Source organism: Microbacterium sp. C23T (assembly GCF_053345975.1).
This window is the reverse complement of sequence record NZ_JBKFBD010000034.1, coordinates 32,675-59,022: the sequence shown is the minus strand read 5'-3', so window position 1 is coordinate 59,022 and position 26,348 is coordinate 32,675. Positions and strand designations below refer to the sequence as shown.

Sequence of the window (26,348 nt, the reverse complement as noted above, 5' to 3'; positions counted from 1 at the left end):
CGGGCGCCCGGGGCGGGGGGGCGCCCCCCGCGGCCGGCTGGGTGCAGTCGCCGCAGGCGCTTGCCGCACCGGGCGGGAAGTCCGTGACCATCACCGTCATGGGCACATCCGACATCCACGCCAACGCGCTCAACTGGGACTACTACAAGGACGCCGCCTACAGCGACAGCGCCGGCAACACCATCGGGCTCGCCCGTGTGTCGAGCCTCGTGAACCAGATCCGCGCGGACCGCGGGCGGGGCCGGACGCTGCTGTTCGACGCCGGCGACACGATCCAGGGGTCACCACTGGGCTTCTATTACGCGACCGTCGATCCGGTCACCGCGTCGGGTGCGGTGCATCCGATCGCGGCCGCATTCAACGCGATCGGCTACGACGCCGTGGCCCTCGGCAACCACGAGTTCAACTACGGTCTCGACTTCCTCGACAACTGGATCTCGCAGTTGGATGCCCCGGCCCTGGCTGCGAACGCCGTGCACGCGGGCACAACCGATCCCGCGTTCCGGCCCTACGTCGTCAAGAAGATGAACATCCCGGGCTACAAGCCGATCCGCGTCGGCGTGCTCGGCCTCACCAACCCCGGCGTCGTCATCTGGGACAAGGCGAACGTGAGCGGACGCATCGACGTGCTCGACGTCGTGGAGACCGCCGCACGGTGGGTCCCCGTGATGCGCGCCGAGGGCGTCGACGTGGTCGTCGCCAGCGTGCACGCCGGCGACAGCGGCTTGTCGTCGTACGGCACCGACATCCCGGTTGAGAACGCGTCGGCGCTACTCGCCGAGCAGGTCCCCGGCATCGACGCGATCCTCTTCGGCCACGCCCACCTCGACATCCCGCAGCGGTTCGTGACGAACAAGGCCACGGGCAAGCAGGTCGTCATGAGCGAGCCGAAGAACTGGGGTCAGCGCCTCAGCGTGTTCGACCTCACGCTCACGATCGACCGCGGCAGGTGGGCGGTCACCGGAGCGAAGTCCCTCACCGTCAATACGAACACCGTCGCCGACGACCCCGCCCTCGTCCAGGTCGTGAAGGCGCAGCACGACGCCGTCGTCGCGTACGTCAACACGCCGGTCGCGATCTCCACCGAGGTGCTCTCCGCCGCCGAGTCCTGCTGGAAGGACACCGCGATCCTCGACTACGTCCACCATGTGCAGATCGACACCGTGTCGAAGGCGATCGCAGGTACCCCCGAGGCATCCCTTCCGATCATCTCGCTCGCGGCGCCGTTCAACCGCGCCGCGACGTTCCCGGCCGGGCAGGTGACGATCAAGGACGTCGCAGGGCTGTACATCTACGACAACACCCTGCTCGGGTCGGTGATCACGGGCGCGCAGATCAAGGACTACCTCGAGTACTCGGCGAAGTACTTCCAGCAGGTGGCACCCGATGCCCCGGTCGCACCGGCGACCTGGACGAACGCGCTGAACACGCCCGACTACAACTTCGACCAGTTCTCGGGCGTCACCTACGACATCGACATCTCCCAGCCCCAAGGGTCTCGCATTGCGAACCTCGCGTTCGGCGGAGCGCCGGTGGCGGCCGACCAGCGGTTCGTGGTGGCGATCAACAACTACCGGCAATCGGGTGGCGGCGGGTTCCCGCACGTCGCGACGGCCCCTGTGGTCTACAACGCGCAGGTCGCGATCCGCGAGGCGATCGTGGCGTACGCCTCGGCGACCGGGGTGATCGACCCCGCCGACTTCCACGTCGAGAACTGGCGGCTGGTACGCGCGGGCGTGCCGGTGTTCTGACACGTGCGTGAGGCCCGGCGCCCTCGCGTGGGCGCCGGGTCAGTCTCCGTCGGTCGTCGCCGCGAGCGCGGCGCAGGTCTCGACCTGCTCCTCGCCCGGGAAGTACGTGGACCATTCGTCCGGGGTCAGCTCGCGTCCGGCCAGCGCGCACGCGTCGGCGGCCTGCTGCGCGGTGCGCAGGTCCCAGATCCGGATACCGCTGCGGAGCGCCTCGATGAGGCGTTCGCCGTCCGCCGTGAGAAAGCCGCCCGCGACGCGGGTCGCGTCCGCAGCACCGTCGACCGGACCCGCGAGGGCGATGTTCCCGGGCAGGTCGTACAGCGTGAGCGTGTTGTTGTACCCGACGTTGAGGAGCGTGCGACCGTCCATGCTGACGGCGATCCGATTGCCGCCGCCCGCCGCCCGGGCGAGCGCCACGACCGGCTCGAGGGTGCGGAGGTCGTAGATCCGTGCGTCGTCCTCCGCGACGCCGACCATGCGGTCGTCGTCGACGGCGAGGCTGCCCTCCAGTCCGAAGAGACCGCGTGCGATGAGGTCGCCGGTCGCGATATCGAAGACCCCTGTCTCGTAAACGGCGCGCGTCGTGTTCCACCAGCTGAGCACTACGCGAGTGGCGTCGGGAGTCTCGCTGACGGACTTCACCTCCGAGAAGCCTTCGGGGATCGTCAGGATGGGGCCGAGGGCCTCGCCCGTCGACGGATCGAAGGCGACGACGCCGTCCGGCCATGCTGCGAAGGCCGGCGCCGGCCAGCCGCCCGGGTAGACGTTGACCGAGTCGGGCAGACCGGGGATGCGGAGCGGGATCTCGTCGCCTGTCGACACCCTCTCGAGCGTCGGGCGACCCCATTGCTTCACATACCGTGCATACAGGGGACCGGGCTCGCGCTCGGCGAAGCGGGCGACGACGCCGCTGCCGAGAGGGACGATGCGCGCCGACTCCTCGCCGACGGGGACGTCGCGATCAATGTCCCAGAGCTGCATCGGTCCACCGCCCGACGGCTGCGTCACGACGAGAGAGCCTCCGGCCTCCGGGCCTTCGAGCAGTTCGCGTCCTTTCGCGACGACGTCCGCGCCCGCCCCGCCCCCGTCGATCCGCCAGCGCAGCCAGACCGCCGGGACCGTGGGGAAGGCGAGCAGGGACTCGTCGTCGATGATCTCGAAGAAGGCCTTGCGGTTGTACTGGACCGGGGCCGCCGCGCCCGTCGGCTCGCCGGTGTCGAGATCGATGAGCGAGAGTCCTCCGTACGATCCGCAGGCGACCGTGTCGGGACTCGCCAGATGCAGCGACACGCAGTTCTTCGTCGGGTCCCCGAATCGGCTCCACGCGACGGATCCGTCCGGGTCGATGCGCGCGTAGCCATCCCACCCGGCGGTCACCAGGCCACCCCGGCCATCGGTGATGACCGCCTCGCTCGACCGGTCGTCGTCGAACGGAATCGTCCGTGCGACGGCGAGCGAGTGCTGGTCGTACACGCGGATCTCGGTGCCCGCGCCGACGGCGACGAGGCGGTCGTCGAGCACCGCGGGGCTCGCCCAGTACGTGACCTGATCTATCGACGGCTGAGGGGCGGGTGCCCAGCCGCTCGATGTCCTCACGGCGCCCGTCGTGGCGTCGATCGCCATGAGTTCGCCGGTGGAGGCGTCGGCCATGAACACCTGGCGCCCGGTCGCGTCCCACGCGGCGGGGGTGGTCAATATCGTGTGGATCACGTCGACCTCGGACCGAGATCGTCCCGTCTCCAGGTCGATCATCGAGAGGCTTGTCCAGCAGCACGGGCCGTCGACGCTCGGATCGGGGTAGACGAACAGGGCTATCGCCGCGGTGGATCCGTCCGGGCTCACCGAGACGGCGCGCTCCGATGAGCCCTCCACTGCAGGCAGCACCGTGTTCAGGGTGCGCACGGACTCTCCGGTCGTGAGGTCGACGATGTCGACGGTGGATGCTGTGGGATCGCCGAGAGCCGCCGACACCCGCAGCGCGGTGTCTGTGCCCGGGATGACGTCCAGCCATGGCACCGACGCGTCGTCGCCGTGGTGGACGGCGACGACTCCTCCGCCGTTCGTCACGACGCCCCACAGCGCCGACCGCGTGCGCGCGTCGTCGGGCCAGCGGCGATACACCTCGGCAGCAAGCAGCGCCGCCGTCTCCCGATCGTTGTCCTGCAGGGAGAGCGAGGTCGCCACGAGCGCCTCGACACTCGCGTTCTCGGCGGCGACCTGCGCCTCTCTGCCCCGCGCCACGGCGAGGCTTCCGCCGACGACTGCCGCCACGAGCAGCACACCCGCGCCACCCACGGCCCACCTCAGCCGCCGGTTGTTCCGCTTCTCGCGTGCGGCGCGCTCGCCGAGCTCGCGCACCTCGTCCTGCTCCCGCTCCGCCGACGCGTCGAGCAGCTCTCGCTCCACGGTGGTGAGGTCGGGCCGCGTCTCGTCCCGCCAGTCCAGCGCGGCCTGCAGTCGTGCGCCACGCAGGAGATCCTCCTCGCGCCGGCCGGACCCGTTCCACAGCTCCGCCGCGGTCGCGACAGCAGACACGAGGCGCGCTCCCTCGGCGTCCTCCTCGAGCCAGCCGTCCAACCGCGGCCATGCCGTCGCGACGGCCTCGTGCGCCACCGTCACCTCGTCGCTGTCGGTGGCGAGCAGGCGCGCCGTGACGAGGCGGTCGAGCACCCGGCGGCGTGCGGGGTCGGCGATCAGCGGCCCCAGCTGTGCGCTGCGCCGCACGGACGCGCCGTCCGCACCGCGGTGCACGAGCCGCAGCATGAGGGAGCGACATGCGTCGGCATCCTCGGGATCGAGCGAGCGGTAGAGGCTCTCGGCCGACTGCGCGATGGCGCCGACGATTCCGCCGGAGGCCTCGTACCCGGCGACCGTCAGGGTCGCGCCCTCCCGCCGGATCCAGGTCTCCACCAGTGCGTGCGAGACATGCGGCAGGGTGGCGCGACGGTCGTCGGCGTCCCTCACGATCACTTCCACGAGTCCGGGCTCGAGCCGGAGGCCAGCACGGGTGGCCGGGCACTCGATTGCCTCCCGCAGCCCCTCGAGCGTGAGTGGCCCGATTGCGTAGACGCCGCGGCCGATCAGCGTGCCGATGTGAGGGAGCCCTGTCGCGTGGTCGAGGAAGTCGCTGCGGAGCGTCATGACCACCGCTGACCCGGAAGCGAGGACGCCGGCGATCAGCGTGCACAGTTCGTCCCGCTCCTGCGCCGGAAGCTGGAACACGGCTTCTGATTGGTCGACGACGACGAGGTCGGCGGCGCCGCGCTTCTCGATCCTTCCGCGCAGCCGAGGCGCGGCTTCGCGTCCCGCTGTGACGACGGCCACTCGGCGGCCTTCCGAGGCGTGCGGGAGCAGTCCCGCGAACACCAGTGACGACTTCCCCGAACCGGACGCACCCACCACCGCGGTGAGCGTTCCTGGCCGCACGCGCTGCAGGAGCGCATCGATGTCGCCCTCTCGCCCGAAGAATTCGTCGGCGTCGGCGATCGAGAAGGCCGCAAGGCCCCGGTACGGACAGGCGTCGCTCACACGATACAGCGCCTTGACGAGGGTGAGCGACGGATCCTGCTGCAGCATCGACGCCTCGAGCTCGCGCAGCCGCTGCCCGACGTCGATGCCCAGCTCGTCCGCGAGCCGCGTGCGCGCGGCGCGCACGGTGGCGAGCGCCTCCGCCTGGCGCCCGGCGCGATAGTTCGCGATCGCGAGGATCGCCCAGCGATCCTCGCGGAGCGGAGCGGCGCGCACGAGGCGCTCCGCGTCGGCGATGACGGCGCGATGCTCGCCCTCCGCCAGCCGCGCTTCGAGCAGCTCCTCCTGGGCGCTGTCGCGGATCTCGATGAGGCGCTCGGCCTCCACCGCCGCCGGCTCCCAGTCCGCGAGTTCGACGTACGGCTCGCCGCGCCACAGCTCGAGCGCCCGCCGATACGCGTCGACCGCGCGATCGTGCTCGTCGTGCAGCGCGTGCTGCCGCGCACCCGAGACGAGCCGCTCGAACTCGAACGCGTCGATCGTCGCGGGGTCGATCCCGAGGGTGTACTCGGAGCCCCGCGTCACGATCGTTGCGCTTCCGAGCCCGGCGCGGATGCGCGCGACGCAGGTCTTGACCTGCTGCGACCACGTGCGCGGCGGATCCTCGCCCCAGCACGCCTCCGCGAGGTCGCCCGGCGCGACAGTGCGTCCCGCTCGCACGATGAGTGCGGCGAGCACCACCCGCTCCCGCGGGCTCAGGGTCTGCTCGGTCCCCGTGTCGAGCGGCCCCAGAACCCTGATGGCCATGGATGCAGTGTGATCTCCGCGGAAACGAGCGTCAACGGCATCCGTTCCCACCAGTACCGGACCAGTACCGTGCGCAGCCGAGTCCGATACCGGATACGGCGACGCTGTGTTCACGGCCTGGCGTATCACGGCGCCGCGACCGCCACTCACATCACACAACCCTCGCCAACCCGGGCGAGCTTCATGAAAGGAACGGCCATGGACGGGAGCACCCTGACCTTCACGGCCGACCGGCTCGATCGCGAGCGGGCGGCCGCCCTGGATCGCGAGAACGAGATTCTCCGCAGCATCGCCGACCGCGGCGCGACGATCACGCCGGAAAGCCCGGCGTCGCATGTCGTCTCCGGCATCGGCGTGTGGTTCCGGCACCTCTTCGCGAGGCCGCGGCAGCTGCGATTCTCTTGAATCCGTCGAGACCCGCCGCCCGGGAGCGCGGCGGGTCTCACCATGTCTGCGGCCAGGCGCACCGCCGGACTAGGCTCACGGCATGTCCGCACCGCGCCCCGTCGAGATCGCCGTCCAAGACCCCGCCGGGGCCCGCTCCGCGATCGCGGCCGGGGCCGCGAGGCTCGAGCTGTGCCAGGCCCTCGACGTCGGCGGGCTGACGCCGTCGCTCGCGACGCTCGAAGCCGTGCTCGCGGCCGTCGACCCCAGGATGGTGAACGTGCTCGTGCGCCCTCGCGGAGGCGGCTTCGTCTACGACCCCGAGGAGGTCGCGCTCGTCGCGGCTGACATCCGCGCGTGCGTGGATCGCGGCGCGGGCGGCGTGGTCGTCGGCGCGCTGACCTCCGAGGGCGGCCTCGACGTCGACACGCTGCGTCGATGGCGGGATGCTGCGGGCCCAGCGACGCTCGTGTTCCACCGCGCCGTCGACGCCGCGGCCGACCCGTCGGCCGTCTTCGACGCGCTGGTGGCCGAGGGCGTCGACCGCGTGCTCACCTCGGGCGGTGCGCCGCGTTCGATCGACGGCCTCGCCATGCTGGCGGCGTTCGCGGAGCGCTCGGGAACTGTCGAGGTGATGGCGGGCGGGGGCGTGCACCCGGCCGATATCCCGGCGCTGTTCGCGGCCGGGGTCGATGCGGTGCACCTCTCGGCGCGCGCCCGCGCGGGCCACGGTGCCCCATCCGGGCCGGGCGGCGGCTCGCCCGGCCACGATGTCACCGACCCTGCGGTCGTGGCGGAGGCCGTCGCCGCCGCCGGCTGAGGGAAGCGTCCCGCGGCCGTACACCGGATGATCGCCGCCGCGCCCGTGCCGGTTCACCTCGCCGGGTCACCGTCGAGGCGTGCGCGCCACGAAACGTGTGACCACATTCCTTGCGGCATCCGTGCTCCTCGTCGGGATCGCGGCCTCGGTCGGCGGTCCCGCCGGTGCGGCGGAATCGCCCCGAATCGCCACGTCGACGGGCGCGGTGTCGCTCGTCGAGGTCGCACCGGCAGGGGTCCGGGGCTCGGCTTCCGGGTTCTTCGAGCTCGAGAATCCCGGTGATCGCCCGGTCGATCTCACGGGGTACGCGGTCTTCCGCTGCGACGACGAGGGCCTGCGGTCTCGCCCGTCGGATGCCGAGGCGGATCTGGCGGGAGTCATCCTCGGGGCAGGGGAGCGGCGGGCGTTCCCGACGGCCCGTCTCTCGGAGCGCGGGTACGGACTGATCGTCATCGCCCCGTCCGGCGAGACCGTCGACGCTCTCGCGGTGTACTCGGACGATCCCGCGCCGACGACGTCGGAATGCGGTGGAGGCGTCGAGCTGCCGGTGACCACCGCGGCGGCGCTCGGCGAGAGCTGGCAGCGGGCCGGTTCGTCCGACGACGGGCGCTGGGTGCGCGCCGTCGCGACTCCGGGTGAGCCGAACGGGCTGGCGATCGCCGCCGACGAGCCGGTGCGGGTGTCCGAGATCGCCGCGGCAGGCCCGGCCGGGCGCGGCGACGACTTCGTCGAGCTCGTCAACGACGGCCCGGGGGTCGTGGATCTCGGCGGCTGGCGGCTCTACCGCTGCACCGCCACCGGCGCCGCGCCGACCGAGGCGCTCCAGCACGTGTTCGCGGAGAGCACGGCGCTGCGGCCAGGAGAGCGCCTGGTGATCGGGAGTCCCGGATTCGCGCAGAACGCGGACATCCGCGTCGAGACGTCGCTGGCCGACCTCGTGCACGGCGTGCTCCTCGTCGATGCCGACGGACGCCGGGTCGACGGAGTCGGGGTGTCTTCGCGCGAGGACACCGCCTGTCAGACCGGACGCGACAAGCTGCCCTCGACGCTGGACTACCGCACGGGAGAGAGCTGGCAGCGGCAGGCCAACGGCGGCTTCGCGATCGCGAGCCGCACGCCGGGCACCCCGAATGCGGAGCGATCGTCCGCGGCGACCTCCTCCATCGCGACGGCGTTCGCGTACGACGACCGACCGGGGGTGGCGGTGAGCGAGATCGCGACCGACCCCGAGATCGACGGGATGTCTCGGAGCAACTTCGTCGAGCTCGCGAACTTCGGTGCACGCGAGGTCGACATCTCGGGCTGGACGCTGATCGCGTGCGGTGCCGACGGCTTCCGCCGGTTCGACGACCTCGCCGTCGTGGGCCCGGGCACGGTGCTGGGTCCCGACGACACGTGGACGGCCGCCCTCGAAGGAACACCGGCGGCCGGCGCGGCCGACGCGGCGTACGCCGAGCCGCTCGAGCTTGCGGGCGCGGGGGTGTGGGTGCAGGACGCCGAAGGGCGCCGCGTCGACAGTGTCGGCATCTTCCACCGCAACGAGATGGACAGCAGCGTGGACGTCCCCAGCCCCTGCACGAAGGGACTCGCGCTGTCGACCTTCGCCGTCGACCGGCTGCGCGGCGAGACGATGCAGCGCGCCGCGTTCACCGGCGATGACGCGAGCGACTTCGTCCCCGCCGCGGCGACCCCGGGTGTGCTGGCCGCGCACCGCGCGCCGTCCGCGGACGACCTGATCGAGCGCGCACTCGACGGCGCCCGATCGGACGCGGCCGATGCGGCCACGGGCCAGGCCGCCGCCCTCGCGGTCGCGTCGCAGGACGATGACGGCACCCCGCTGGAGGTGCTGGCAGCCCACGCCGGTTCCTGGCCCTCGCCGCTCACGAGCAGGACCGCGCCGGGCGAGCAGGAGGTCTCTGCCGCAGAACTCACGGCGCGCGACGACGGGTACGACCTGCCATACGTGCGGATGCGCGTGCGGCTGCCCGACGACGGCGGCACCATCTCGTGGTAGGGCCGCACCGTCGGGCGGGCCGAGGTGCGGCTGTCGGTCTGGTCTCCCGCCGCCGGCGCCACGGGCCGGGCGGGATGGCGCGCCCTCGACGAAGCCGCCGGCGCGGTGACGGCAGCGGATGCCGCAGCCACCGCATCGGTACGGCTCGAGGGAGTCGTGCGGGGCGAAGAGGTCGTCGGCGGCACGGTCGACCTGCTGGTGCAGGTGGTGCCGAGGACAGAGTCGGCCGCGGCCGACGCGGACGGGCTCGCCGACCCCGCTGACTACGACGTGGCGCTCGGGCACCTCACCGACACCCAGTACTACTCGGAGACGTACCCCGAGGTGTACGCGGGAGAGGTGGCGTGGCTGGCGGAGAACGCCGACGCGCGAAAGCTCGCCTTCGTCACCCACACGGGCGATCTCATCCAGAACTGGGTCGATCCGGGCCAGACGGAAGAGCGTGCCCGCCGCGAGTACGAGGTGGCATCGCGGCTGCAAGGCGTGCTGGATGCGAAAGGAATCGCGAACAGCGTGCTTCCGGGCAACCACGACAACAAGCGCGGCGTGAGCAACGACCTCTTCAACGAGTACTTCGGGCCGGAGCGATATCGCGACCAGCCGTGGTTCGGCGGCTCGCTGACCGCGGACGACAACAGCGCGAACTGGTCGTCGTTCGCGGCGGGTGGCGCGCGGTTCGTGATGATCTCGCTGCCGTACGCGTACGGCGAGCGCGAGATCGCCTGGGCGCAGGACGTCGTCGCCGCCCACCGGGACGCGAACATCGTCATCTCGACGCACGAGCATCTGACGCCGGCGACCGCCACCGACGACGCGGAGCGTTCGACCACCTCGCGGTGGGTCTCGCACGGCGACCTGCTGTGGGAGCGGGTCGCCGCACCGAACCGCAACGTCGTGCTCGTGCTGTCGGGACACTTCCACGGGCTCGGCGCGATCGTCACCGAGAACGCCGGCGGGATCCCCGGGCACACCGTGCTCGAGGCGCTCGCCGACTATCAGGAGTTCCGCACGCCGACGGGGGAGCGGGCGACGGGCTTCCAGCGGCTGCTCCAGGTCGATCTGGCCGCGGGACTGCTCGCGGTCGACACGTTCTCCGTGCCGCTCGGCGCCACGGCGAGTCATCCGTACGACTACACGCAGTTCCTTCCCGACGACGGCGACGACGCGACGCCGGCGAACGAACGGCCCTGGCGCATCCTTGCGCAGGGACTCCAGCACCGCTACACCGAAGAGGACGACGCGTTCGCGGTGCCGCTGGCGCTGCAGTACGCGAAGGCGGTGGAGACGGATGCCGTCTCCCTCGTGCGGGACTGAGGTATCAGCGCGCTCCGGGGACGCCTCGGAAGCGTGAGGGGCGGCACGCCCCGCAATCGATCGAGAACTGAGGAGCCGTCATGAACGTCGAACCGTGGAGCACCGTCGGACCGGGATCATCGGCCGCGATCGTCCCCGGCATCCAATACCTCCTGCGAGCGCACGGCCATGCTGTCGTCGTCGACGGCGACTACGGGCCCGCGACCGCGGCCGCGGTCTCCGCCGTCCAGACCGCGCAGGGCGTGCCCGCCGACGGCATCGTCGGGCCCGTCACCTGGCCCAAGCTCGTCATCGCGGTGCAGCAGGGGTCGACCGGCGACGCCGTGCGAGCCGTTCAGCAGTTCGGGCTCGTGCGATCGCCGGGGGAGGACCCGCTGGTCGTGGACGGGGACTTCGGCCCCATCACGAAGGAGCGGGTCGAGTTCTTCCAGGAGTCGTGGGGCCTCACTCTCGACGGCGTCGCCGGCCGCGAGACCTGGTCGTTCTTCAGCACGTTCATGCCGGGCGACCGGCCGTGGGCGCTCGTGAAGCAGGGGTCGTCGCAGGCGACGAACTGGCGCGTCCTCGCCGCGCAGCATCTGCTGCGTGCGCATGGCGCGACCATCGCGGCCGACGGTGCGTTCGGGCCTCAGAGCGGCCAGGCCGTCAAGACCTTCCAGCAGACGCTGCGCGCCGTCGAGATCTCGACCACTCTCGGGCAGCTGGACTGGCCGAGCCTCATCATCACCGTGAAGCAGGGCGACGGCCCGGGCGGGGCTAAGGGCGAGGCCGTGCGCGGCGTACAGACGCTCCTCGCCGGACTCACGGTCGACGGCGACTTCGGTCCGGCCACCGACGCCGCGGTCCGTGAGTTCCAGCAGCTCTTCGCGCCGCCGGCAGACGGGATCGTAGGCCCGGTCACGTGGCACACCCTGATGCTGCGGCTCTTCGACTGAGCGACGCGAGCCCGGGTGCCGCGCCCATCGCGGGTGGCACCCGGGCCTGCCGAGTCGCGGCACTACGCTGAGAATGTGACGACCGGACGCGACGACGACGCCCTCAGCTGGGACGGCGACGACGATCCCACGCTCGACCACGGCGCGGCCGCAGAGCCGGAGGACGAGCGCGATACGCCGCCCTCGTCGACGCCGCCGGAGCTCCCGAAGGGCTTCACCGCCGTGGGCAGGGGCAGCGAGACGCTGGGCGGCGCCGACGCGCCGGCGGTGGAACCGGCTCCCGAGAGGTCATCCGAGGCGCCTGCCGTCACTGCCGACCGCCAGCCGATGGGCAACGGCGCGCTGATCGCGTTCGGTGTGCTCGGCGGCGTGTACGCGCTATATGCGATCGGCTGGCTCATCGGCGGCCTGCGCCTGCAGGGGAGGGCTCAGTACCTCGTGACCGACGTGATGTACCAGGGAAGCCTGTGGCTCGCCGTGCTGGCCCCCCTGCTCTGGTTCGCCACCACCCTGCTGCTGACCCGCGCCTCGCGCGCGTGGCTGCGGTTCACGTGGCTCGCGGCCGGAGTCGTGCTGCTGCTGCCCTGGCCGTTCGTGATGATCGGGGCGATCGGACAATGAGCGAGAACGCGATGGATGCTGCGCCCTCGGCCGCGAAGCGCGGCAAGACGCCCACCTGGCTCGTGGCGACGATCTCGGGCGCCGTGGGCCTGTTCTACGCCTACGCGGTCTGGAACGCGATCGGCAACCTGGTGATCACGCTGCAGACGTTCGGGGGCGCGGGCGTCTCCCTCAACGCCCTCGGCTGGTTCATCTGGATCTTCGCTGCTGTCTTCCCGCTGCTGGTGTGGGGCGGGGCGTTCGCGATCGGCCACCGGCGGGCACCGCACGAGCTCCTCCTCGTGATGCTCACCGGCCTCGCGCTGGTGGCGGTGTTCTGGCTGAACGTCGTCGCGTACACGACGCTGAACTCGGCGTCCTTCCTGGGCTGAGCCTGTCGCCGGCCGTCACACGGTCGGGCGCCTCGCCGCGCGGGCGGTAGGCTGGCACAGGCCTCGCCCCCCGACGGCGTGCGGCGCGGCATCCGGTTCTGCTCCGCGCGTTCGCGCACCGCCCCACTAAGGAACACCCGTGCCGAAGCCTGTCGTCCTGATCGCCGAAGAGCTCTCTCCCGCCACGATCGATGCCCTGGGTCCCGACTTCGACGTGCGCAACGTCGACGGCACCGACCGCCCCGCCCTCCTGTCGGCCCTCGCCGACGCCAACGCGGTGCTCATCCGCTCGGCGACGAAGATCGACGCCGAGGCGATCGCCGCGGCGCCCGTCCTCAAGGTCGTCGCCCGCGCCGGCGTCGGGCTCGACAACGTCGACATCAAGACGGCCACCACCGCCGGCGTCATGGTCGTGAACGCGCCGACCTCCAACATCATCTCGGCGGCGGAGCTCACGGTCGGCCACATCCTGAGCCTCGCGCGTCGCATCCCCGCCGCGCACGCCTCGCTCTCGGGCGGTGCGTGGAAGCGCAGCTCGTACACCGGCACCGAGCTCTTCGAGAAGACGGTCGGCATCATCGGCCTCGGCCGCATCGGCGCCCTGATCACGGCCCGCCTCCAGGCGTTCGACGTGCGCGTCATCGCGTACGACCCCTACGTCACGAGCGCCCGTGCCCAGCAGCTCGGCGTGCAGCTGGTCACGCTCGACGAGCTGCTCGAGCAGAGCGACTTCGTCACGATCCACATGCCGAAGACCCCCGAGACCACGGGCATGATCGGCGCCGAGCAGTTCAAGATCATGAAGCCGACCGCGTACGTGGTCAACGTCGCGCGCGGCGGCCTCATCGATGAAGAGGCGCTCCACGCGGCCCTCACCGCGGGCGAGATCGCAGGCGCCGGGCTCGACGTCTTCACATCGGAGCCCCCGGCGGAGGGCGGGAGTGCCGCGGCTCTGCTCGACCTCCCCAACGTCGTGGTCACCCCGCACCTCGGCGCCTCCACCGAAGAAGCACAGGAGAAGGCGGGCGTCTCGGTCGCGAAGTCCGTGCGCCTCGCGCTCGGCGGCGAGCTGGTTCCGGACGCCGTGAACGTCGCGGGCGGCGTCATTGACCCGTACGTGCGTCCCGGCATCCCGCTCGTCGAGAAGCTCGGCCAGATCTTCTCGGCGCTCGCCCGATCGCCGCTCACGAGCCTCGACGTCGAGGTGCACGGCGAGCTGCAGGGCTACGACGTCAGCGTTCTCAAGCTCGCTGCGCTCAAGGGCGTCTTCACGAACATCGTCAGCGAGACCGTGTCGTACGTGAACGCTCCGCTGCTCGCCGAGCAGCGCGGTGTGGAGGTGCGCCTGCTCGTCGACGACGACAGCCCCGAGTACCGCAACGTCATCACGCTGCGCGGCGCGCTGTCGGACGGCTCGCAGCTCGCGATCTCGGGCACGCTCACCGGCCCGAAGCAGGTCGAGAAGCTGGTCGGCATCAACGACTACGCGATCGAGCTGCCGATCGAGACGAACCACGTCGTCATGCTCTACACCGATCGGCCCGGCATCGTCGCGATCTACGGCCAGAAGTTCGGCGAGGCGGGGATCAACATCGCCGGCATGCAGATCGCGCGCCAGACGGCCGGCGGGCAGGCGCTGTCGGTCCTCACGGTCGACTCGCCGGTGCCCGACGCCCTGCTCGACGAGGTGAGCACCGCGATCCAGGCCGACCTGTTCCGCCAGATCGAGATCACCGAGTCCTGATTCCGCGACGGATGCCGCGTCCCTGAGCCCTCACGAGTGCTCGGTGGCGCGGCATTCGTGCGCCGTGACCCCGCGCGTCAGGGGCGCGCGGCGCGTTCCACGAGCGCGACCAGCGCGTCGAGCGCCTCGCCGCGGGGGACCGGGCCGGGGATGGAGCCGCCCGCGAGGGCGTTGTTGAAGTAGAGGCCGTCGCTCACGAGCATCACGAGATCGAGCGCGGTGGCGTCCTTCGTGTGGGGCCGAAGCACGGCGGCCCAGTCGTCTCTGATGTGCCGCAGCGCGTCGCTCGCCGTCGCGTCGCCTCCCTGTGCGAGTCGTGATGTCGCGAGGATCGCGCGGTCGATCGGGTCGTTCGCCATCACCGACGTGTGCAGGAAGTAGGCGATCGGGCCCTCCGGCGCGGACGACATCAGATCGACGTCCGCCTGCACGAGCGCTCGCAGCCGTTCGATGAGCGCGGCTTCGAGAGCCTCCTTCGTGCCGAAGTGGTAGAGCAGGCCGCCCTTGGAGACCCCCGCGGCCTTCGCGGTGGCGTCCATCGTGGCCGCACGCTCGCCCTCCTCGATGAGGATCTGCTCGAAGGCATCGAGCACCTTCTCGCGGGCGAGGGGAGGGCGACTCATGGCCTCGATGGTATCGACAGGTGTCGGCGCATCCTGTTACTATACCGGCTGGACGGTATAGAAATGATGACTCTCACTCAAGAACTCTCGCTCGCCGACGCCCAGGGCCGGAAGGTCGGCTGGCGCGGCTGGGCGGCGCTGGTCGTGCTCATGCTCCCGGTGCTGCTCGTGTCGGTCGACAACACGGTGCTGAGCTTCGCGCTGCCGTCGATCGCCCTCGAACTCGGGCCCTCGAGCGCCCAGCAGCTGTGGATCATCGACGCGTATCCGCTCGTGCTCGCGGGCCTGCTCGTCACGATGGGCACGCTCGGCGACCGATTCGGACGACGACGGATGCTGCTCATCGGCGCGACCGGCTTCGCCGCCGTGTCCGTGCTCGCGGCTTTCGCGCCGAGCGCCGCGTGGCTCATCGCAGCCCGCGCGGCGATGGGCGTGTTCGGCGCGATGCTGATGCCGTCGACGCTCTCGCTGCTGCGCAGCATCTTCACCGACCGCGATCAGCGGCGCCTCGCGATCGCGGTCTGGGCATCGATGTTCTCCGCGGGAGCAGCGCTCGGCCCGATCGTGGGCGGACTGCTTCTCGAGCACTTCTCGTGGGGCTCGGTGTTCCTCATGTCGGTGCCCGTGCTGATCCCTCTTCTGGTGCTCGCGCCACTGCTCGTGCCCGAGAGCCGCGACCCGAAGCCCGGCCGCATCGACCCGCTCAGCATCGCGCTGTCGATGGCGACGATGATCCCGGTCGTCTACGGCATCAAGGAACTCGCGGTGCACGGGTTCACCGTCGCCGCGTGGCTGCCGATGCTCGTCGGACTCGGCTTCGGCGTGCTCTTCGTACGACGCCAGCTCCGCGCCAAGACCCCGATGCTCGACATGCGGCTGTTCGGCCTCGGCACGTTCAGCGGTGCGCTGCTGGTGAACCTCCTCAGCGTGATAGCGCTGGTCGGCTTCCTCTTCTTCGTCGCGCAGCATCTGCAGCTCATCGTCGGGCTGTCGCCGATGCAGGCCGGTCTCGCACTCGTCCCAGGCCTCGCGATGATGATCCTGGCGGGCCTCGCGGTCGTGCCGATCTCGAAGAAGTGGCCTGCGCGGATCGTCGTCCCGGTCGCGCTGGTGTTCTCGGTCGCGGGCTACATCGCGGTGGCGTTCGCGACCGGGCCCGACAGCATCGGCACGCTGGTGGCGGCGTTCATCTCGCTCGGCATCGGAATCGGCGCGGCCGAGACCGTGTCGAACGAGCTCGTGCTCTCGAGCGCACCACCAGCCAAGGCGGGCGCCGCGAGCGCCGTCTCCGAGACCGCGTACGAGCTCGGTGCTGTTCTCGGCACGACCGTGCTGGGCGGCATCCTGACGGCTCTCTACCGCACGAATCTCGTCGTCCCGGACGGTGTTCCGGATGCTGCGGCCGCGGCGGCGTCCGAGACCCTGGCGGGTGCGGTGCACGCGGCCGACCAGATCGGTGGAGCGTCCGGCGAGGCGCTCTTCGAGGCGGCGGCCACGGCGTTCGACGCCGGCGTCACGGTCACTGCGCTGATCGGTGCGGCCCTCGTGGTCGTCGCGGGGGTCATCGCGGCCACTACCCTGGGAGGGTCCCGCCAGAAGTCGTAGGAGCACCATGTCGCGTGTCGTGAAGCTGGCCGTCATCCCGGGTGACGGCATCGGTCCGGAGGTCATCGCCGAAGCGGAGAAGGTGCTCGACGCCGCGACCGCGGGCAGCAGCATCCGTTTCGAGAAGACGCGGTACTCGCTGGGGGCCGCCCGCTTCCTCGAGACCGGCGACACGCTCACGGACGACGACCTCGACGCGATCAAGACGCACGATGCGATCCTCCTCGGCGCTGTCGGGGGAGTGCCCGGCGACCCGCGGCTGAAGCACGCGAACATCGAGCGCGGGCTGCTGCTCAAGCTGCGGTTCGAGCTCGACCACTACGTCAACCTGCGTCCGTCGAAGCTGTACCCGGGCGTGCCGGGGCCGCTGGCCGAGCCGGGCGACATCGACTTCGTCGTGGTCCGCGAGGGCACCGAGGGGCCGTACGTCGGCAACGGCGGCTCGATCCGCACCGGCACGCCGCACGAGGTCGCCAACGAGACCTCGGTGAATACCGCCTTCGGTGTCGAGCGGGTGGTGCGCTACGCGTTCGACCTGGCGGAGCGCCGCTCGAAGCGCGTGACTCTCGTGCACAAGACGAACGTGCTCGTGCACGCCGGGGGCATCTGGAAGCGTCTGGTCGACGAGGTGGCGCGGGAGCACCCCGACGTCGCCGTAGACTATCTGCACGTCGACGCGGCAACCATCTTCCTGGTCACGAACCCGGGCCGTTTCGACGTGATCGTCACCGACAACCTCTTCGGCGACATCCTCACTGACCTGGCCGGCGCCGTGACCGGTGGCATCGGCCTCTCAGCCTCGGGCAACATCAACCCCGACGGCGCGTTCCCCTCGATGTTCGAGCCCGTGCACGGATCGGCGCCCGACATCGCAGGACAGCAGAAGGCCGATCCCACGGCCGCAATCCTCTCCGTCTCGCTCCTGCTCGATCACCTCGGGCTGACCGACGAGGCACAGCGCGTCGCCACGGCTGTCGAAGAGGACATCGCGAACCGGGGCACCGCAGCGCGCACCACCGCCCAGATCGGCGACGCCATCGCCGGCCGGCTCCCGGCGTAACCTGGAACCGGCAAGCGCCTCTCCATCCAGCGGCTCGACCGCACGAAAGCACAGGCTCGTCATGACCCTCATCGATTCCGATCCCGACACCGGACTCGCGCCTCTCGAGTTCACCGTCAACCGCAACCTCCAGGCGAAGAGCGCCGAGCAGCGGGAGCAGATCCTCGCCAACCCCGGCTTCGGCACGAGCTTCACCGACCACATGGTCGACATCTGCTGGTCGGTCGGCGGCGGATGGCACCGACCGCGCGTCCAGCCGTACGGCCCGCTCTCGCTCGATCCCGCGGCGGCGGTGCTGCATTACGGCCAGGAGATCTTCGAGGGCATCAAGGCCTACCGCCACGCGGACGGCTCGGTCCACACCTTCCGTCCCGATCAGAACGGCCGCCGGCTGCAGCGCTCCGCCCGTCGCCTCGCGCTGCCCGAACTGCCGGTCACGTACTTCATCCAGTCGCTGCGCGAGCTCATCGCCGTCGATGGCGCGTGGGTGCCGTCGGGCGATGACCAGAGCCTGTACCTGCGCCCCTTCATGTTCGCCAAGGAGGCGTTCCTGGGCGTCCGTCCCGCGCACAAGGTCGGCTATTACGTCATCGCCTCGCCCGCCGGCGCCTACTTCAAGGGCGGTGTGCAGCCGGTGTCGATCTGGCTCAGCGAGGACTACGCCCGCGCCGGCAAGGGCGGCACGGGTGCGGCCAAGACGGGCGGCAACTACGCCGCGAGCCTGCTGCCGCAGTCCGAGGCGTACGAGAACGAGTGCGACCAGGTCGTCTTCCTCGACCAGGACCGCAACGTCGAGGAGCTCGGCGGCATGAACGTCGTGTTCGTCTACAAGGACGGCACGATCGTCACTCCGCAGTCCGACTCGATCCTCGAGGGCATCACGCGCGACTCGATCCTGCAGCTCGCCGCCGACCGCGGCCACAAGGTCGAGGGTCGTGCGGTGTCGTTCGACGAGTGGCGTCAGGGTGTGGCATCCGGCGACATCGTCGAGGTGTTCGCCTGCGGCACGGCCGCCGTGGTCACCCCGATCGGCGTGCTCAAGGGCAAGGACTTCCTCGACGAGCAGCCGACCGGCTCGCTCGCCCTCTCGCTGCGCGAGGAGCTCACCGACATCCAGTACGGCCGCCGCGAAGACAAGCACAACTGGCTCGTGCGCCTCGACAGCTGAGCGGCGCTCACACCGAACCTTCTGGAGCGGACGGATGCTGCGGCATCCGTCCGCTCCGTCGTTGCGGTCCACGCCACCGGGGCCGGCGACGGCGCTTCTCGCTAGGCTGAGCGGGTGAGGATCGCGCGCTTCAGCCACAACGACGCCATCAGATTCGGAATCGTCGACGAGGGCGAGCTGGTCGTCCTCGCGGGCGACCCGATGTTCGCCGGCTACGAGACGACGGGGGAGCGCGTGCCGCTCGCCGATGTCGCGCTGCTGGCGCCCGTGATCCCCCGCTCCAAGATCGTGGCGGTCGGCCGCAACTACCGCGACCACGCTGCCGAGCTGGGCAACGACGTGCCGACGTCGCCGATGCTGTTCTTCAAGCCGAACACGTCGGTGATCGGCCCCGGCGACGCGGTGGTGCTGCCAAAGGGGTCGGATTTCATCAGCTTCGAGGGCGAGCTCGCCGCCGTCATCGGCCGCATCGCCAAGAACGTCTCGGCCGAGAACGCGCTCGACTACGTCTTCGGCTACACGATCGCGAACGACCTCACGGCGCGCGATTGGCAGAAGTCGGACGGCCAGTGGGCGCGCGCCAAGGGCTTCGACACGTCCTGCCCGCTGGGTCCGGCGATCGAGACCGACTTCGACGTGAACGGCCCCGCGGTCATCACGACCCGTCTCAACGGCGAGGTCCGCCAGCAGGGTCCGATCAGCGACATGATCTTCTCGCTCGCCGATGTCATCGCCTTCGCCTCGGCCGCCTTCACACTGCTGCCGGGCGACGTCATCCTCACGGGCACCCCCGCCGGCGTCGGCCAGATCAGCGCGGGTGACACCGTCGAGGTCGAGATCACCGGGCTCGGGACGCTCCGCAATCCCGCCCGCGATGCCTGAGACCGGATCAGAACCGGCGGTCGACATCGCGCCGACCGCTCACGAGGTCGCGCGCGTCCAGCGACGCACCGTGTGGGTCCTTTCGGGCGGGCAGGTGCTCGGCGGGCTCGCGTTCGGTGCGACGCTGTCGCTGGGCGCGGTGCTCGCGGCCGAGCTGTCCGGCGAAGACGCGTTCTCGGGGCTGGCGGCGGCCGCCGTCACCTTCGGCACGGCGCTGACGGCGGTGCCGCTCGCGGCGATCGCCCGCCGCCGCGGACGCAGGCTGTCACTCACCACGGGTATGGCCGTCGCACTCATCGGCGTCGGCCTCGTGATCTTCGCCGTCGCTCTGCGATCGTTCCCGGTCCTGCTCGCCGGATTCCTCATCATCGGCTCAGGGCAGGCCGCGAACCTGCAGTCCCGCTTCGCCGCGGCGGATCTCGCGACGGATGCGTCCCGCGGCCGTGATCTGTCGATCGTGGTGTGGGCGACCACCGTGGGAGCGGTCCTCGGCCCGAACCTCACCGGTCCCGGCGAACTGATCGGCGGCGCCATCGGGATGCCGCCGCTGACGGGTGCGTACCTGTTCACCATCGTCGCGCAGGGGCTCGCCATCGTCCTCTATCTGGTCGCGATGCGACCCGACCCGCTGCTGCTCGCGCAGCGCGTCGTGGCCTCCGCGAAGGCGGCGAGCCGGGCGATCGCCAAGGCCGACCGGCCCGTGGCCGCGCGCTATGCGATCTTCGCGGTCGCCGCGGCCCACGGCACCATGGTCTCGGTCATGGCCATGACCCCCGTGCACCTGGCGCACCTGACCCACGGGGCGACGGAGGCCGCGACCCTGTCGATCATCGGTCTCACGATCAGCCTGCACATCGCCGGCATGTACGTGCTTTCGCCGGTCTTCGGCATCCTCGCCGACAAGGTCGGGCGCGTCCCGACGATCCTCGTGGGTCAGGCGCTGCTCGCCGCCGCGCTGCTGACGGCATCGTTCGGCCAAGCCTCGACGACGGCGGTCACCGTCGCGCTGGTGCTGCTCGGGCTCGGGTGGAGCGCGTCGACCGTCGCAGGCTCGACACTGCTGACCGAGTCGTCGTCGGAGGAGCTGCGCACCAGGCGGCAGGGGATCAGCGACTTCACGATGAGCATCGTCGGCGGTGTCGGCGCGATCACCGCCGGCGCGCTGCTCGGCTGGATCGGCTACGGCGGGCTCGCGCTCGTCGTGATGGTGCTCGTCGCCGCCTCGGTGGTGCTCTCCCCGCTGGGCTGGCGGGCGTCGACCACGCGGGCTCCGGAGGCCGCGTCGGGCGCCTGACGGCCCGACGGGCCCCTCAGAACCGCGTCTCGACGAGGTCGGTCACGATCGCCGCCTCGAGATCCTCCACCGAGTCGACCACCGGCACGAGCCGCCACTTGTCGAGCATCGTGCACGGGTGCGAGAGTCCGAACACCACGAGATCGCCCACGGACAGCGGCGAATCGCGCCCGGTGCGCACGAAGCCGTGCTGATCGCTGAGCTTGGTGGTCTCGGCGCCGGTCAGCGGCATCCGCTCACCGTCACTCGTGATCGCGTACAGCGGCGTCGGCAGTCCCTCGTCGTACGGGAAGTCGCGCTTGCCGGCATCGACGATCGCCGTGTCGGCGTCCTGTCGAGATACGACTCGTGCGACCCCGCGCGCCGCGGGGCGCAGTCCCGCGCCCTCGAACGGCGAGTTCTGGCGGTAGTAGCCGTGGTCGTGCACGAGGTACGCCCCCGAGCGCAGGACGAAACGCGCGCGGTCGCCCCCGACGGCTGCGGCGGCGAACGCCGTCCCGACGACATCCGGGTAGGCGCTGCCGCCGGCCGATACCAGCACGTCGCCGTCGTCGTAGAGCTCGGCCACTGCGTCGTGGACCGCGAGCAGCTCGTCGATGTACGCCCTCGCCGACGCCAGTGCTTCCTCGCCGCGCCCGTGCGCGACGGAGCCCTCGTACCCGGTGACGCCGGCGAGGCGCACGGCCCGCGAGGCCGCCGCGCGTTCGGCCACCGCGACCGCCGCCTCGAGCGATCGGGCGCCCGTGCGGCCACCGGGACGGCCCACATCCACGAGAACCTCGAGCGGACGCTCCACCGGCTCGCCGAGGGCACGCTCGATCGCCTCGATCCCGGCGACGTCGTCGACCCAGCTCCAGATCCTCCTGCCGGTCGCGACGGCGTCGGCGGTCCACCGGATCGCCTCCGGCTGCACGAGCTGGTTGGCGAGCATGATCGCCGGGATGCCGGCATCCACCGCGACGCGCAGCTGCGAGGGGTTCGCCACGGTGATGCCGGTGGCTCCCGCATCGAGCTGCCGATGCCACAGCTGCGGCGCCATCGTGGTCTTGCCGTGCGGCATGAGCTCGAGCCCACGCGCGGCCACCCAGCCGGCCAGGAACGCGATGTTGTCGTCGAGCATGCGGTCGTCGAGCACGACGAGGGGCGTCCACAGGTCGGCGAGCCGTGGCCCGCGCGCCAGGAATTCGGCGACGGTCAGGCCCACGGCATCCGACGGCAGCCCCTTGTCGGCCCCGTCGAGCACGCGATCGGCGACGCCGCCCTGTGGGGCTGACATCACTCGCCAGGGAGGACCGCGACGACGTCGATCTCGACGAGGATGTCGTACAGGTCCGAGCCGACCGTGGTGCGCACCGGATAGGGCTCGGTGAAGAACTCGGCGTAGGCGCGGTTGTACTCGGCGAAGTCGCGCTTGAGGTGCTGCAGGTGCGCCGTCACCTTCACGACGTCGTCGAACGAAGCGCCCTTGGCGGCGAGCACGCTGCCGACGTTGCGCAGCACCTGCTGCGTCTGCTCATAGACGCCGCCCGGCACGACCTCGCCCGTCGCGGGGTCCTGCGGGCCGAACCCGGCGGTGAACAGCATGCCCGCGGCAGCGACGCCGTGGCTGTAGGGCCCGGCGGGCTTCGGAGCGTTCTCGATGAGGACGGCTTGCTTGGTCATGGGTTTCCTTTCGAGGGGGAGGATGAGGGGACAGGGGAGCGGCGGAGTCCGCGCCCGGCGAGGGCGCCGGTGAGCTGTCCGCCACGCAGGACGTGCGTGCCGTTGACGAACACGTCGTCGATGCCGCGCGCGGGCTGCTGGGGGTCGTCGTAGGTGGCGGCATCCGCGGCGGTCGCCGGGTCCACGATGGCGATATCCGCCGCAGCGCCAGGACGCAGGATGCCGCGATCGGCCAGTCCGAACCGCTCGGCGGTGCGCGCGGACAGGTGGACGGCGGCACCCTCCCACGTGAAGGAGCGGCCGACGTAGGTGCCCAGGAACCGGCCGAACGCGCCCCACGCGCGGGGGTGCGGCACTGCCCCGATGAAGATGCCGTCGGAGCTGCCGGTGTGCCCGGGGTGCGCGAACAGCTGTGCCAGGTTCTCGACCGGGCGCTCGTCTCGCACCGCCATGACCGCGTTGACCTCCATGCGCCCGGCGACGAGAAGGTCGAGCGTCGCCTCTTCGACCGAGCTCTGCCGACGATCGGCGATCTCGGCGAGTGTCCGTCCGGGCGCCCAGGCCCAGTCCTTCGCGGGCGTGTGGCCGACGCGGATCATCGAGGGCCAGTCGGGTCCGAGACTCGGCTTGTGCGCGACGGTGGGGAACCACTCGTCGCGCAGCCGCGCGCGCTGGGCGGGATCCGACAGTCGGGTGATCGCCTCGTCGACGTCCAGCGCGCTGTACTCCGGCGGAAGCACCGCCATAGAGACCAGCGTGCAGCCTCGGGTGTACGGGTACATGTCGAAAGAGAGATCGGCTCCGGAGGCTGCGGCCTCCGCCAGCAGCAGCCCGGCGTCGTCGGCGTCGACGTGAAGGTGCGAGACGTGTCCGCGGACGCCGTCGTGCGCGTCACCCGCCGCGCAGATGGCGACGACCTCTTCGAGGCCGGCCGCGGTGTTGGTCTCGTAGCCGCCCCGCATGTGCGTCACGTAGAGCCCGCCCACCGCGGCCAGAGGAGCGCACAGATGTGCGAGCTCGTCCGTGTCGGCGAAGATGCCGGGCACGTAGTCGAGCCCGGTCGACAGCCCGAGCGCGCCGGCGTCGAGACCGTCGGCCACGAGTCGCTGCATCCGGGTCAGCTGCGCAGCATCCGCTCGTCCCGTCGCCATGCCCATGACCTCGTGACGCACGGTGCCGGCAGGTACGAGGTAGCCGACGTTGAGGGGCGTGGTCTTGTCGTAGGTGCGGAGCAGCTCCGCGACGCCGCCGCCCGCGTAGGTCGGGTGCGCGCCGTTGATCGCCGCGAAGTACCGGCTCGCCCAGATGCCGTCCCCGGGGGCGTACGAGACGCCGTCCTGCCCGCAGATGACGGTCGTGACTCCCTGGCGCAGCAGCGCGAGCTGCACGTCCGACCGGAAGACGGCTCCGTCGGCGTGCGTGTGCGCGTCGACGAAGCCCGGCATCACGAGGCGTCCGCAGCAGTCGACGACGTCATCGCCTTCTCGCGCCGGGATGTCGCCGATCACGCCGATCCGATCGCCGGCGATCTCGACGTCCGCCTCGCGGGAGTCGCCTCCCGTGCCGTCGACCACTCTGCCGCCGCGCAGCACCGTGCGGTCGGGGTGGGCGGTCATGCGGCCTCCGTCGTGCGGGGCCCGGCTGACCCGCGTTGGCAGTCTACGCAGTCGCCCGGATGCCCCGAGGGCGAGCTGTCAATGACCCAGCGCCGCGAGGGCGAGGTCGACGTCGTCGGCGTCGTTGAACACGTGGAACGCGACGCGCGCGCGGCCCGATCGACCGGATGCGGTGATCCCCGCCGCCGTCAGCCGCCCGAGATCGCACCCCTCGGCGTCGTCCCACGTGACGATCGCCGACGCGTGCTCCGGCTGTGCGAGGCCGAGGCTCGTGCGGAACGCCGCAGCGAGGCCGGTCGCATGCTCATGTAGCTCCGCGGGCTCCAGCGACGCGAAGAGCTCGAGTGCCGGGGCGGCGCCGATGAAGGCCTGCCACGCCGGCGACACGTCGAAGCGGCGGGCGTCGGGTGCGAGCTCGACGTCCGTGCCGTAGCACGACGACCAGGGGTCGTCCCCGGCGTACCAGCCGGCGTTGAGCGGCGTCATGCGCGCCCCCAGACGGTCCGACACCGTCAGGAACGACACGCCCCGCGGTGCGCACAGCCACTTGTACGCGTGGCACACGACGGCGTCGAAGACGGATGCCTCGACGCGAAGCCACCCGACGGCCTGGGTCGCGTCGCACAGCGTGAGGGCGTCGTGCGCGGCCGCTGCGGCGGCGATCGCCGCGGCATCCGCCACCTCCCCGGTCGCCGACTGCACCACGGAGAAGGCGACGAGCGCCGTGGTCGGACGCACGTGCGCGGCCAGGTCGGCCAGCGGTGCGGTGCGCACGACGAGCTCGCGGCCGGAGTGGACGAACGGCAGCACGAGCGACGAGAACTCGCCCTCGGGCACGAGGACCTCGGCGCCGTGCGGGAGCGCGGAGGCCACCATTCCCGCCGCAACCGAGGTCTGCGAGCCGATGGCCACCCGTTCGGCCCCGACGCCCACGAGCGAGGCGAACAGCGCCCGTGAGCGCTCCACCGCCGCGCAGTAGGCGGCGAGGTCGGGACGGCCCGATGTGGAGGCGTCGAGGTCCGCCAGCACGGCGCGGCGCGTCGCCCGGCTCGGCAGGCCCACCGTGCACGCCGCGAGGTAATCGCGGCCGCCGGCGAACTCACGCCGTGCGGCGTCGAGGGCGGAGGAAGGAGCGATCGCGGGCATGCATCCAGAGTGACGGTGGCGATTGCTCACGTCTACGGCAGGTGTTCCATGCTGGACATAACAGACGCTTATGATTCAGGCATGACCGATGCGTGGGACGACGACCCGGGCTTCGACGCGCGCGAACTGCGCGTGGTGAAGGCGATCGCGGATGAAGGATCCATCACGGGCGCCGCGCTCGCCCTGGGTTACAGTCAGCCCGCGGTGAGCCAGCAGCTCAAGCGCCTCGAGCAGCGCCTCGGGGTCGCCATCGTCGAACGCGTCGGTCGCAGCGTCCGCCTCACCGATGCCGGCCGCATCCTCGCGCGGCACGCTCCCGCCGTGACGACGGCATTGGATGCTGCTGCCGGCGAGCTCGCCGAGCTCCGCGGTCTCCGCGCCGCGCGTGTGCGCCTCGTCGGCTTCCCGTCCGCCTCGCCCACGATCGTGCCGCGCCTGCTCGCGGACCTCGCGCAGCGGCATCCGGGAATCTCCCTCACCTACGTCGAGGCGGAGCCGCCGGAGGCCGTCGAGGCGGTGCGCGAGGACCGCACCGACATCGCCCTCACCTTCAGCTACCCGGGCGACCGCGACGACCCGCACGGCTCGAGCGCCCGCGGCCTCGCCGTGCAGACGGTCGGCGCCGACGAGCTTCTCGCGGTGCTTCCCGCTGAGCACCCGGCGGCGACCGCGGAGGTCATCGACGTCGCGACCCTTGCCGACGACGACTGGATCGCCGGGTGCCCGCGCTGCCGGGGTCACCTGCTCGAGCTGTGCGGGCGCGCAGGGTTCGCCCCGCGCATCGCGTTCGAGACCGACAACTTCGTCGCCGTCGAGGGGCTCGTCGCGCAGGGGATCGGCGTCGCGACGCTGCCCCGGATGGCGGTCGAGTCGTTCCCGCAGCTGCCGGGGGTGGCGGTGGTGCCGCTGCCGGCGGGGGAGCAGCGCCGCATCCACACCGTGACGGCGCGCGGCGCGGACCGCGTTCCCGCGGTGCGCGCGACGCTGGACGCCCTCGCACGGCTCATCGCCCAGCCCCTGGCCGAGCCTGGTTCCGCGGCATCCCGCAACTAGACTCAGGGGT

Annotated in this window: 21 protein-coding genes; 15 read left to right on the top strand and 6 right to left on the bottom strand. The window is 71.3% G+C overall.

Annotated elements, in window-relative coordinates; translation table 11 throughout:
* On the top strand, positions 1 to 1,751 hold a 1,751-nt coding region (locus ACLBXX_RS17500), incomplete at its 5' end, for a 5'-nucleotidase C-terminal domain-containing protein (protein WP_447659069.1).
* Positions 1,752 to 1,790: 39 nt separating this feature from the next.
* Here the strand turns inward: ACLBXX_RS17500 and ACLBXX_RS17495 are convergent.
* The gene (locus ACLBXX_RS17495) at positions 1,791 to 6,026 is read right to left on the bottom strand and encodes an nSTAND1 domain-containing NTPase (RefSeq protein ID WP_447659068.1); all 4,236 of its coding nucleotides are present in this window, start codon (positions 6,024 to 6,026) and stop codon (positions 1,791 to 1,793) included.
* Positions 6,027 to 6,035: 9 nt separating this feature from the next.
* On the opposite strand from ACLBXX_RS17495, the gene ACLBXX_RS17490 reads away from it, so the two are divergent.
* The 8 genes from ACLBXX_RS17490 to serA all read left to right on the top strand — a co-directional run bounded on the left by ACLBXX_RS17490 (position 6,036) and on the right by serA (position 14,229).
* The gene (locus ACLBXX_RS17490) at positions 6,036 to 6,431 is read left to right on the top strand and encodes a hypothetical protein (RefSeq protein ID WP_447659067.1); all 396 of its coding nucleotides are present in this window, start codon (positions 6,036 to 6,038) and stop codon (positions 6,429 to 6,431) included.
* A gap of 82 nt (positions 6,432 to 6,513) precedes the next feature.
* Entirely contained in the window at positions 6,514 to 7,230 is a 717-nt protein-coding gene (locus tag ACLBXX_RS17485; protein ID WP_447659066.1) for a copper homeostasis protein CutC, read from the top strand.
* A 79-nt stretch (positions 7,231 to 7,309) separates the two neighbouring features.
* Positions 7,310 to 9,244: a lamin tail domain-containing protein gene (locus tag ACLBXX_RS17480; RefSeq protein WP_447659065.1), complete on the top strand. Its 1,935-nt coding sequence runs from the start codon at positions 7,310 to 7,312 to the stop codon at positions 9,242 to 9,244.
* Between the two features lie 24 nt (positions 9,245 to 9,268).
* Positions 9,269 to 10,558 carry a metallophosphoesterase gene (locus ACLBXX_RS17475; RefSeq protein ID WP_447659064.1) on the top strand — a complete coding sequence of 430 codons (1,290 nt, stop codon included), beginning with the start codon at positions 9,269 to 9,271 and terminating at the stop codon, positions 10,556 to 10,558.
* Positions 10,559 to 10,638: 80 nt separating this feature from the next.
* Complete coding sequence (locus ACLBXX_RS17470; RefSeq protein ID WP_387136789.1) at positions 10,639 to 11,493, top strand: peptidoglycan-binding domain-containing protein; 855 nt, start codon at positions 10,639 to 10,641, stop codon at positions 11,491 to 11,493.
* Positions 11,494 to 11,568: 75 nt separating this feature from the next.
* The gene (locus ACLBXX_RS17465) at positions 11,569 to 12,114 is read left to right on the top strand and encodes a DNA polymerase III subunit gamma/tau (RefSeq protein WP_447659063.1); all 546 of its coding nucleotides are present in this window, start codon (positions 11,569 to 11,571) and stop codon (positions 12,112 to 12,114) included.
* Positions 12,111 to 12,485, top strand: coding sequence for a bacitracin resistance protein (locus ACLBXX_RS17460; RefSeq protein ID WP_447659062.1), 375 nt, complete (start codon positions 12,111 to 12,113; stop codon positions 12,483 to 12,485). Before ACLBXX_RS17465 ends, ACLBXX_RS17460 begins: the two co-directional genes overlap by 4 nt.
* A 139-nt stretch (positions 12,486 to 12,624) precedes the next feature.
* Entirely contained in the window at positions 12,625 to 14,229 is a 1,605-nt protein-coding gene (serA, locus tag ACLBXX_RS17455; RefSeq protein ID WP_447659061.1) for a phosphoglycerate dehydrogenase, read from the top strand.
* Between the two features lie 77 nt (positions 14,230 to 14,306).
* Here serA and ACLBXX_RS17450 read toward each other — a convergent pair whose 3' ends face one another.
* Complete coding sequence (locus tag ACLBXX_RS17450) at positions 14,307 to 14,852, bottom strand: TetR/AcrR family transcriptional regulator (RefSeq protein ID WP_387136796.1); 546 nt, start codon at positions 14,850 to 14,852, stop codon at positions 14,307 to 14,309.
* A gap of 63 nt (positions 14,853 to 14,915) precedes the next feature.
* Between ACLBXX_RS17450 and ACLBXX_RS17445 the strand changes: the two genes are divergently transcribed.
* From ACLBXX_RS17445 to ACLBXX_RS17425, 5 genes are all read left to right on the top strand, one after another.
* Positions 14,916 to 16,457 carry an MFS transporter gene (locus ACLBXX_RS17445; protein WP_375871953.1) on the top strand — a complete coding sequence of 514 codons (1,542 nt, stop codon included), beginning with the start codon at positions 14,916 to 14,918 and terminating at the stop codon, positions 16,455 to 16,457.
* 7 nt (positions 16,458 to 16,464) lie between these two features.
* Entirely contained in the window at positions 16,465 to 17,517 is a 1,053-nt protein-coding gene (locus ACLBXX_RS17440; RefSeq protein ID WP_447659060.1) for a 3-isopropylmalate dehydrogenase, read from the top strand.
* A gap of 61 nt (positions 17,518 to 17,578) precedes the next feature.
* The gene (locus ACLBXX_RS17435; RefSeq protein ID WP_447659059.1) at positions 17,579 to 18,685 is read left to right on the top strand and encodes a branched-chain amino acid aminotransferase; all 1,107 of its coding nucleotides are present in this window, start codon (positions 17,579 to 17,581) and stop codon (positions 18,683 to 18,685) included.
* 114 nt (positions 18,686 to 18,799) lie between these two features.
* Positions 18,800 to 19,567, top strand: a complete 768-nt coding sequence (locus ACLBXX_RS17430; protein ID WP_310291338.1) for a fumarylacetoacetate hydrolase family protein — start codon at positions 18,800 to 18,802, stop codon at positions 19,565 to 19,567.
* Positions 19,560 to 20,861 (top strand): MFS transporter, encoded by a 1,302-nt coding sequence (locus ACLBXX_RS17425; RefSeq protein ID WP_447659058.1) that lies wholly within the window; start codon positions 19,560 to 19,562, stop codon positions 20,859 to 20,861. Before ACLBXX_RS17430 ends, ACLBXX_RS17425 begins: the two co-directional genes overlap by 8 nt.
* A 16-nt stretch (positions 20,862 to 20,877) precedes the next feature.
* Here ACLBXX_RS17425 and ACLBXX_RS17420 read toward each other — a convergent pair whose 3' ends face one another.
* The 4 genes from ACLBXX_RS17420 to ACLBXX_RS17405 all read right to left on the bottom strand — a co-directional run bounded on the left by ACLBXX_RS17420 (position 20,878) and on the right by ACLBXX_RS17405 (position 25,285).
* Positions 20,878 to 22,137 carry an alanine racemase gene (locus ACLBXX_RS17420; RefSeq protein WP_447659057.1) on the bottom strand — a complete coding sequence of 420 codons (1,260 nt, stop codon included), beginning with the start codon at positions 22,135 to 22,137 and terminating at the stop codon, positions 20,878 to 20,880.
* Positions 22,137 to 22,523, bottom strand: a complete 387-nt coding sequence (locus ACLBXX_RS17415) for a RidA family protein (RefSeq protein ID WP_387136810.1) — start codon at positions 22,521 to 22,523, stop codon at positions 22,137 to 22,139. Before ACLBXX_RS17415 ends, ACLBXX_RS17420 begins: the two co-directional genes overlap by 1 nt.
* A complete protein-coding gene (locus ACLBXX_RS17410; RefSeq protein ID WP_447659056.1) occupies positions 22,520 to 24,139 on the bottom strand; it encodes an N-acyl-D-amino-acid deacylase family protein in 1,620 nt (539 codons plus the stop codon). Before ACLBXX_RS17410 ends, ACLBXX_RS17415 begins: the two co-directional genes overlap by 4 nt.
* Positions 24,140 to 24,217: 78 nt before the next feature.
* A complete protein-coding gene (locus tag ACLBXX_RS17405) occupies positions 24,218 to 25,285 on the bottom strand; it encodes an aminotransferase class V-fold PLP-dependent enzyme (RefSeq protein WP_447659055.1) in 1,068 nt (355 codons plus the stop codon).
* A gap of 81 nt (positions 25,286 to 25,366) precedes the next feature.
* On the opposite strand from ACLBXX_RS17405, the gene ACLBXX_RS17400 reads away from it, so the two are divergent.
* Positions 25,367 to 26,338, top strand: a complete 972-nt coding sequence (locus tag ACLBXX_RS17400) for a LysR family transcriptional regulator (RefSeq protein ID WP_447659054.1) — start codon at positions 25,367 to 25,369, stop codon at positions 26,336 to 26,338.
* Positions 26,339 to 26,348: the final 10 nt, after the last annotated feature.

Coding starts and splice junctions, on each gene's coding strand:
- ACLBXX_RS17495 (WP_447659068.1), bottom strand. CDS start 6,026: ATGGCCATCAGGGTTCTGGGGCCGCTCGACACGGGGACCGAGCAGACC.
- ACLBXX_RS17485 (WP_447659066.1), top strand. CDS start 6,514: ATGTCCGCACCGCGCCCCGTCGAGATCGCCGTCCAAGACCCCGCCGGG.
- ACLBXX_RS17470 (WP_387136789.1), top strand. CDS start 10,639: ATGAACGTCGAACCGTGGAGCACCGTCGGACCGGGATCATCGGCCGCG.
- ACLBXX_RS17460 (WP_447659062.1), top strand. CDS start 12,111: ATGAGCGAGAACGCGATGGATGCTGCGCCCTCGGCCGCGAAGCGCGGC.
- ACLBXX_RS17450 (WP_387136796.1), bottom strand. CDS start 14,852: ATGAGTCGCCCTCCCCTCGCCCGCGAGAAGGTGCTCGATGCCTTCGAG.
- ACLBXX_RS17445 (WP_375871953.1), top strand. CDS start 14,916: ATGATGACTCTCACTCAAGAACTCTCGCTCGCCGACGCCCAGGGCCGG.
- ACLBXX_RS17440 (WP_447659060.1), top strand. CDS start 16,465: ATGTCGCGTGTCGTGAAGCTGGCCGTCATCCCGGGTGACGGCATCGGT.
- ACLBXX_RS17435 (WP_447659059.1), top strand. CDS start 17,579: ATGACCCTCATCGATTCCGATCCCGACACCGGACTCGCGCCTCTCGAG.
- ACLBXX_RS17425 (WP_447659058.1), top strand. CDS start 19,560: ATGCCTGAGACCGGATCAGAACCGGCGGTCGACATCGCGCCGACCGCT.
- ACLBXX_RS17420 (WP_447659057.1), bottom strand. CDS start 22,137: ATGTCAGCCCCACAGGGCGGCGTCGCCGATCGCGTGCTCGACGGGGCC.
- ACLBXX_RS17415 (WP_387136810.1), bottom strand. CDS start 22,523: ATGACCAAGCAAGCCGTCCTCATCGAGAACGCTCCGAAGCCCGCCGGG.
- ACLBXX_RS17410 (WP_447659056.1), bottom strand. CDS start 24,139: ATGACCGCCCACCCCGACCGCACGGTGCTGCGCGGCGGCAGAGTGGTC.
- ACLBXX_RS17405 (WP_447659055.1), bottom strand. CDS start 25,285: ATGCCCGCGATCGCTCCTTCCTCCGCCCTCGACGCCGCACGGCGTGAG.
- ACLBXX_RS17400 (WP_447659054.1), top strand. CDS start 25,367: ATGACCGATGCGTGGGACGACGACCCGGGCTTCGACGCGCGCGAACTG.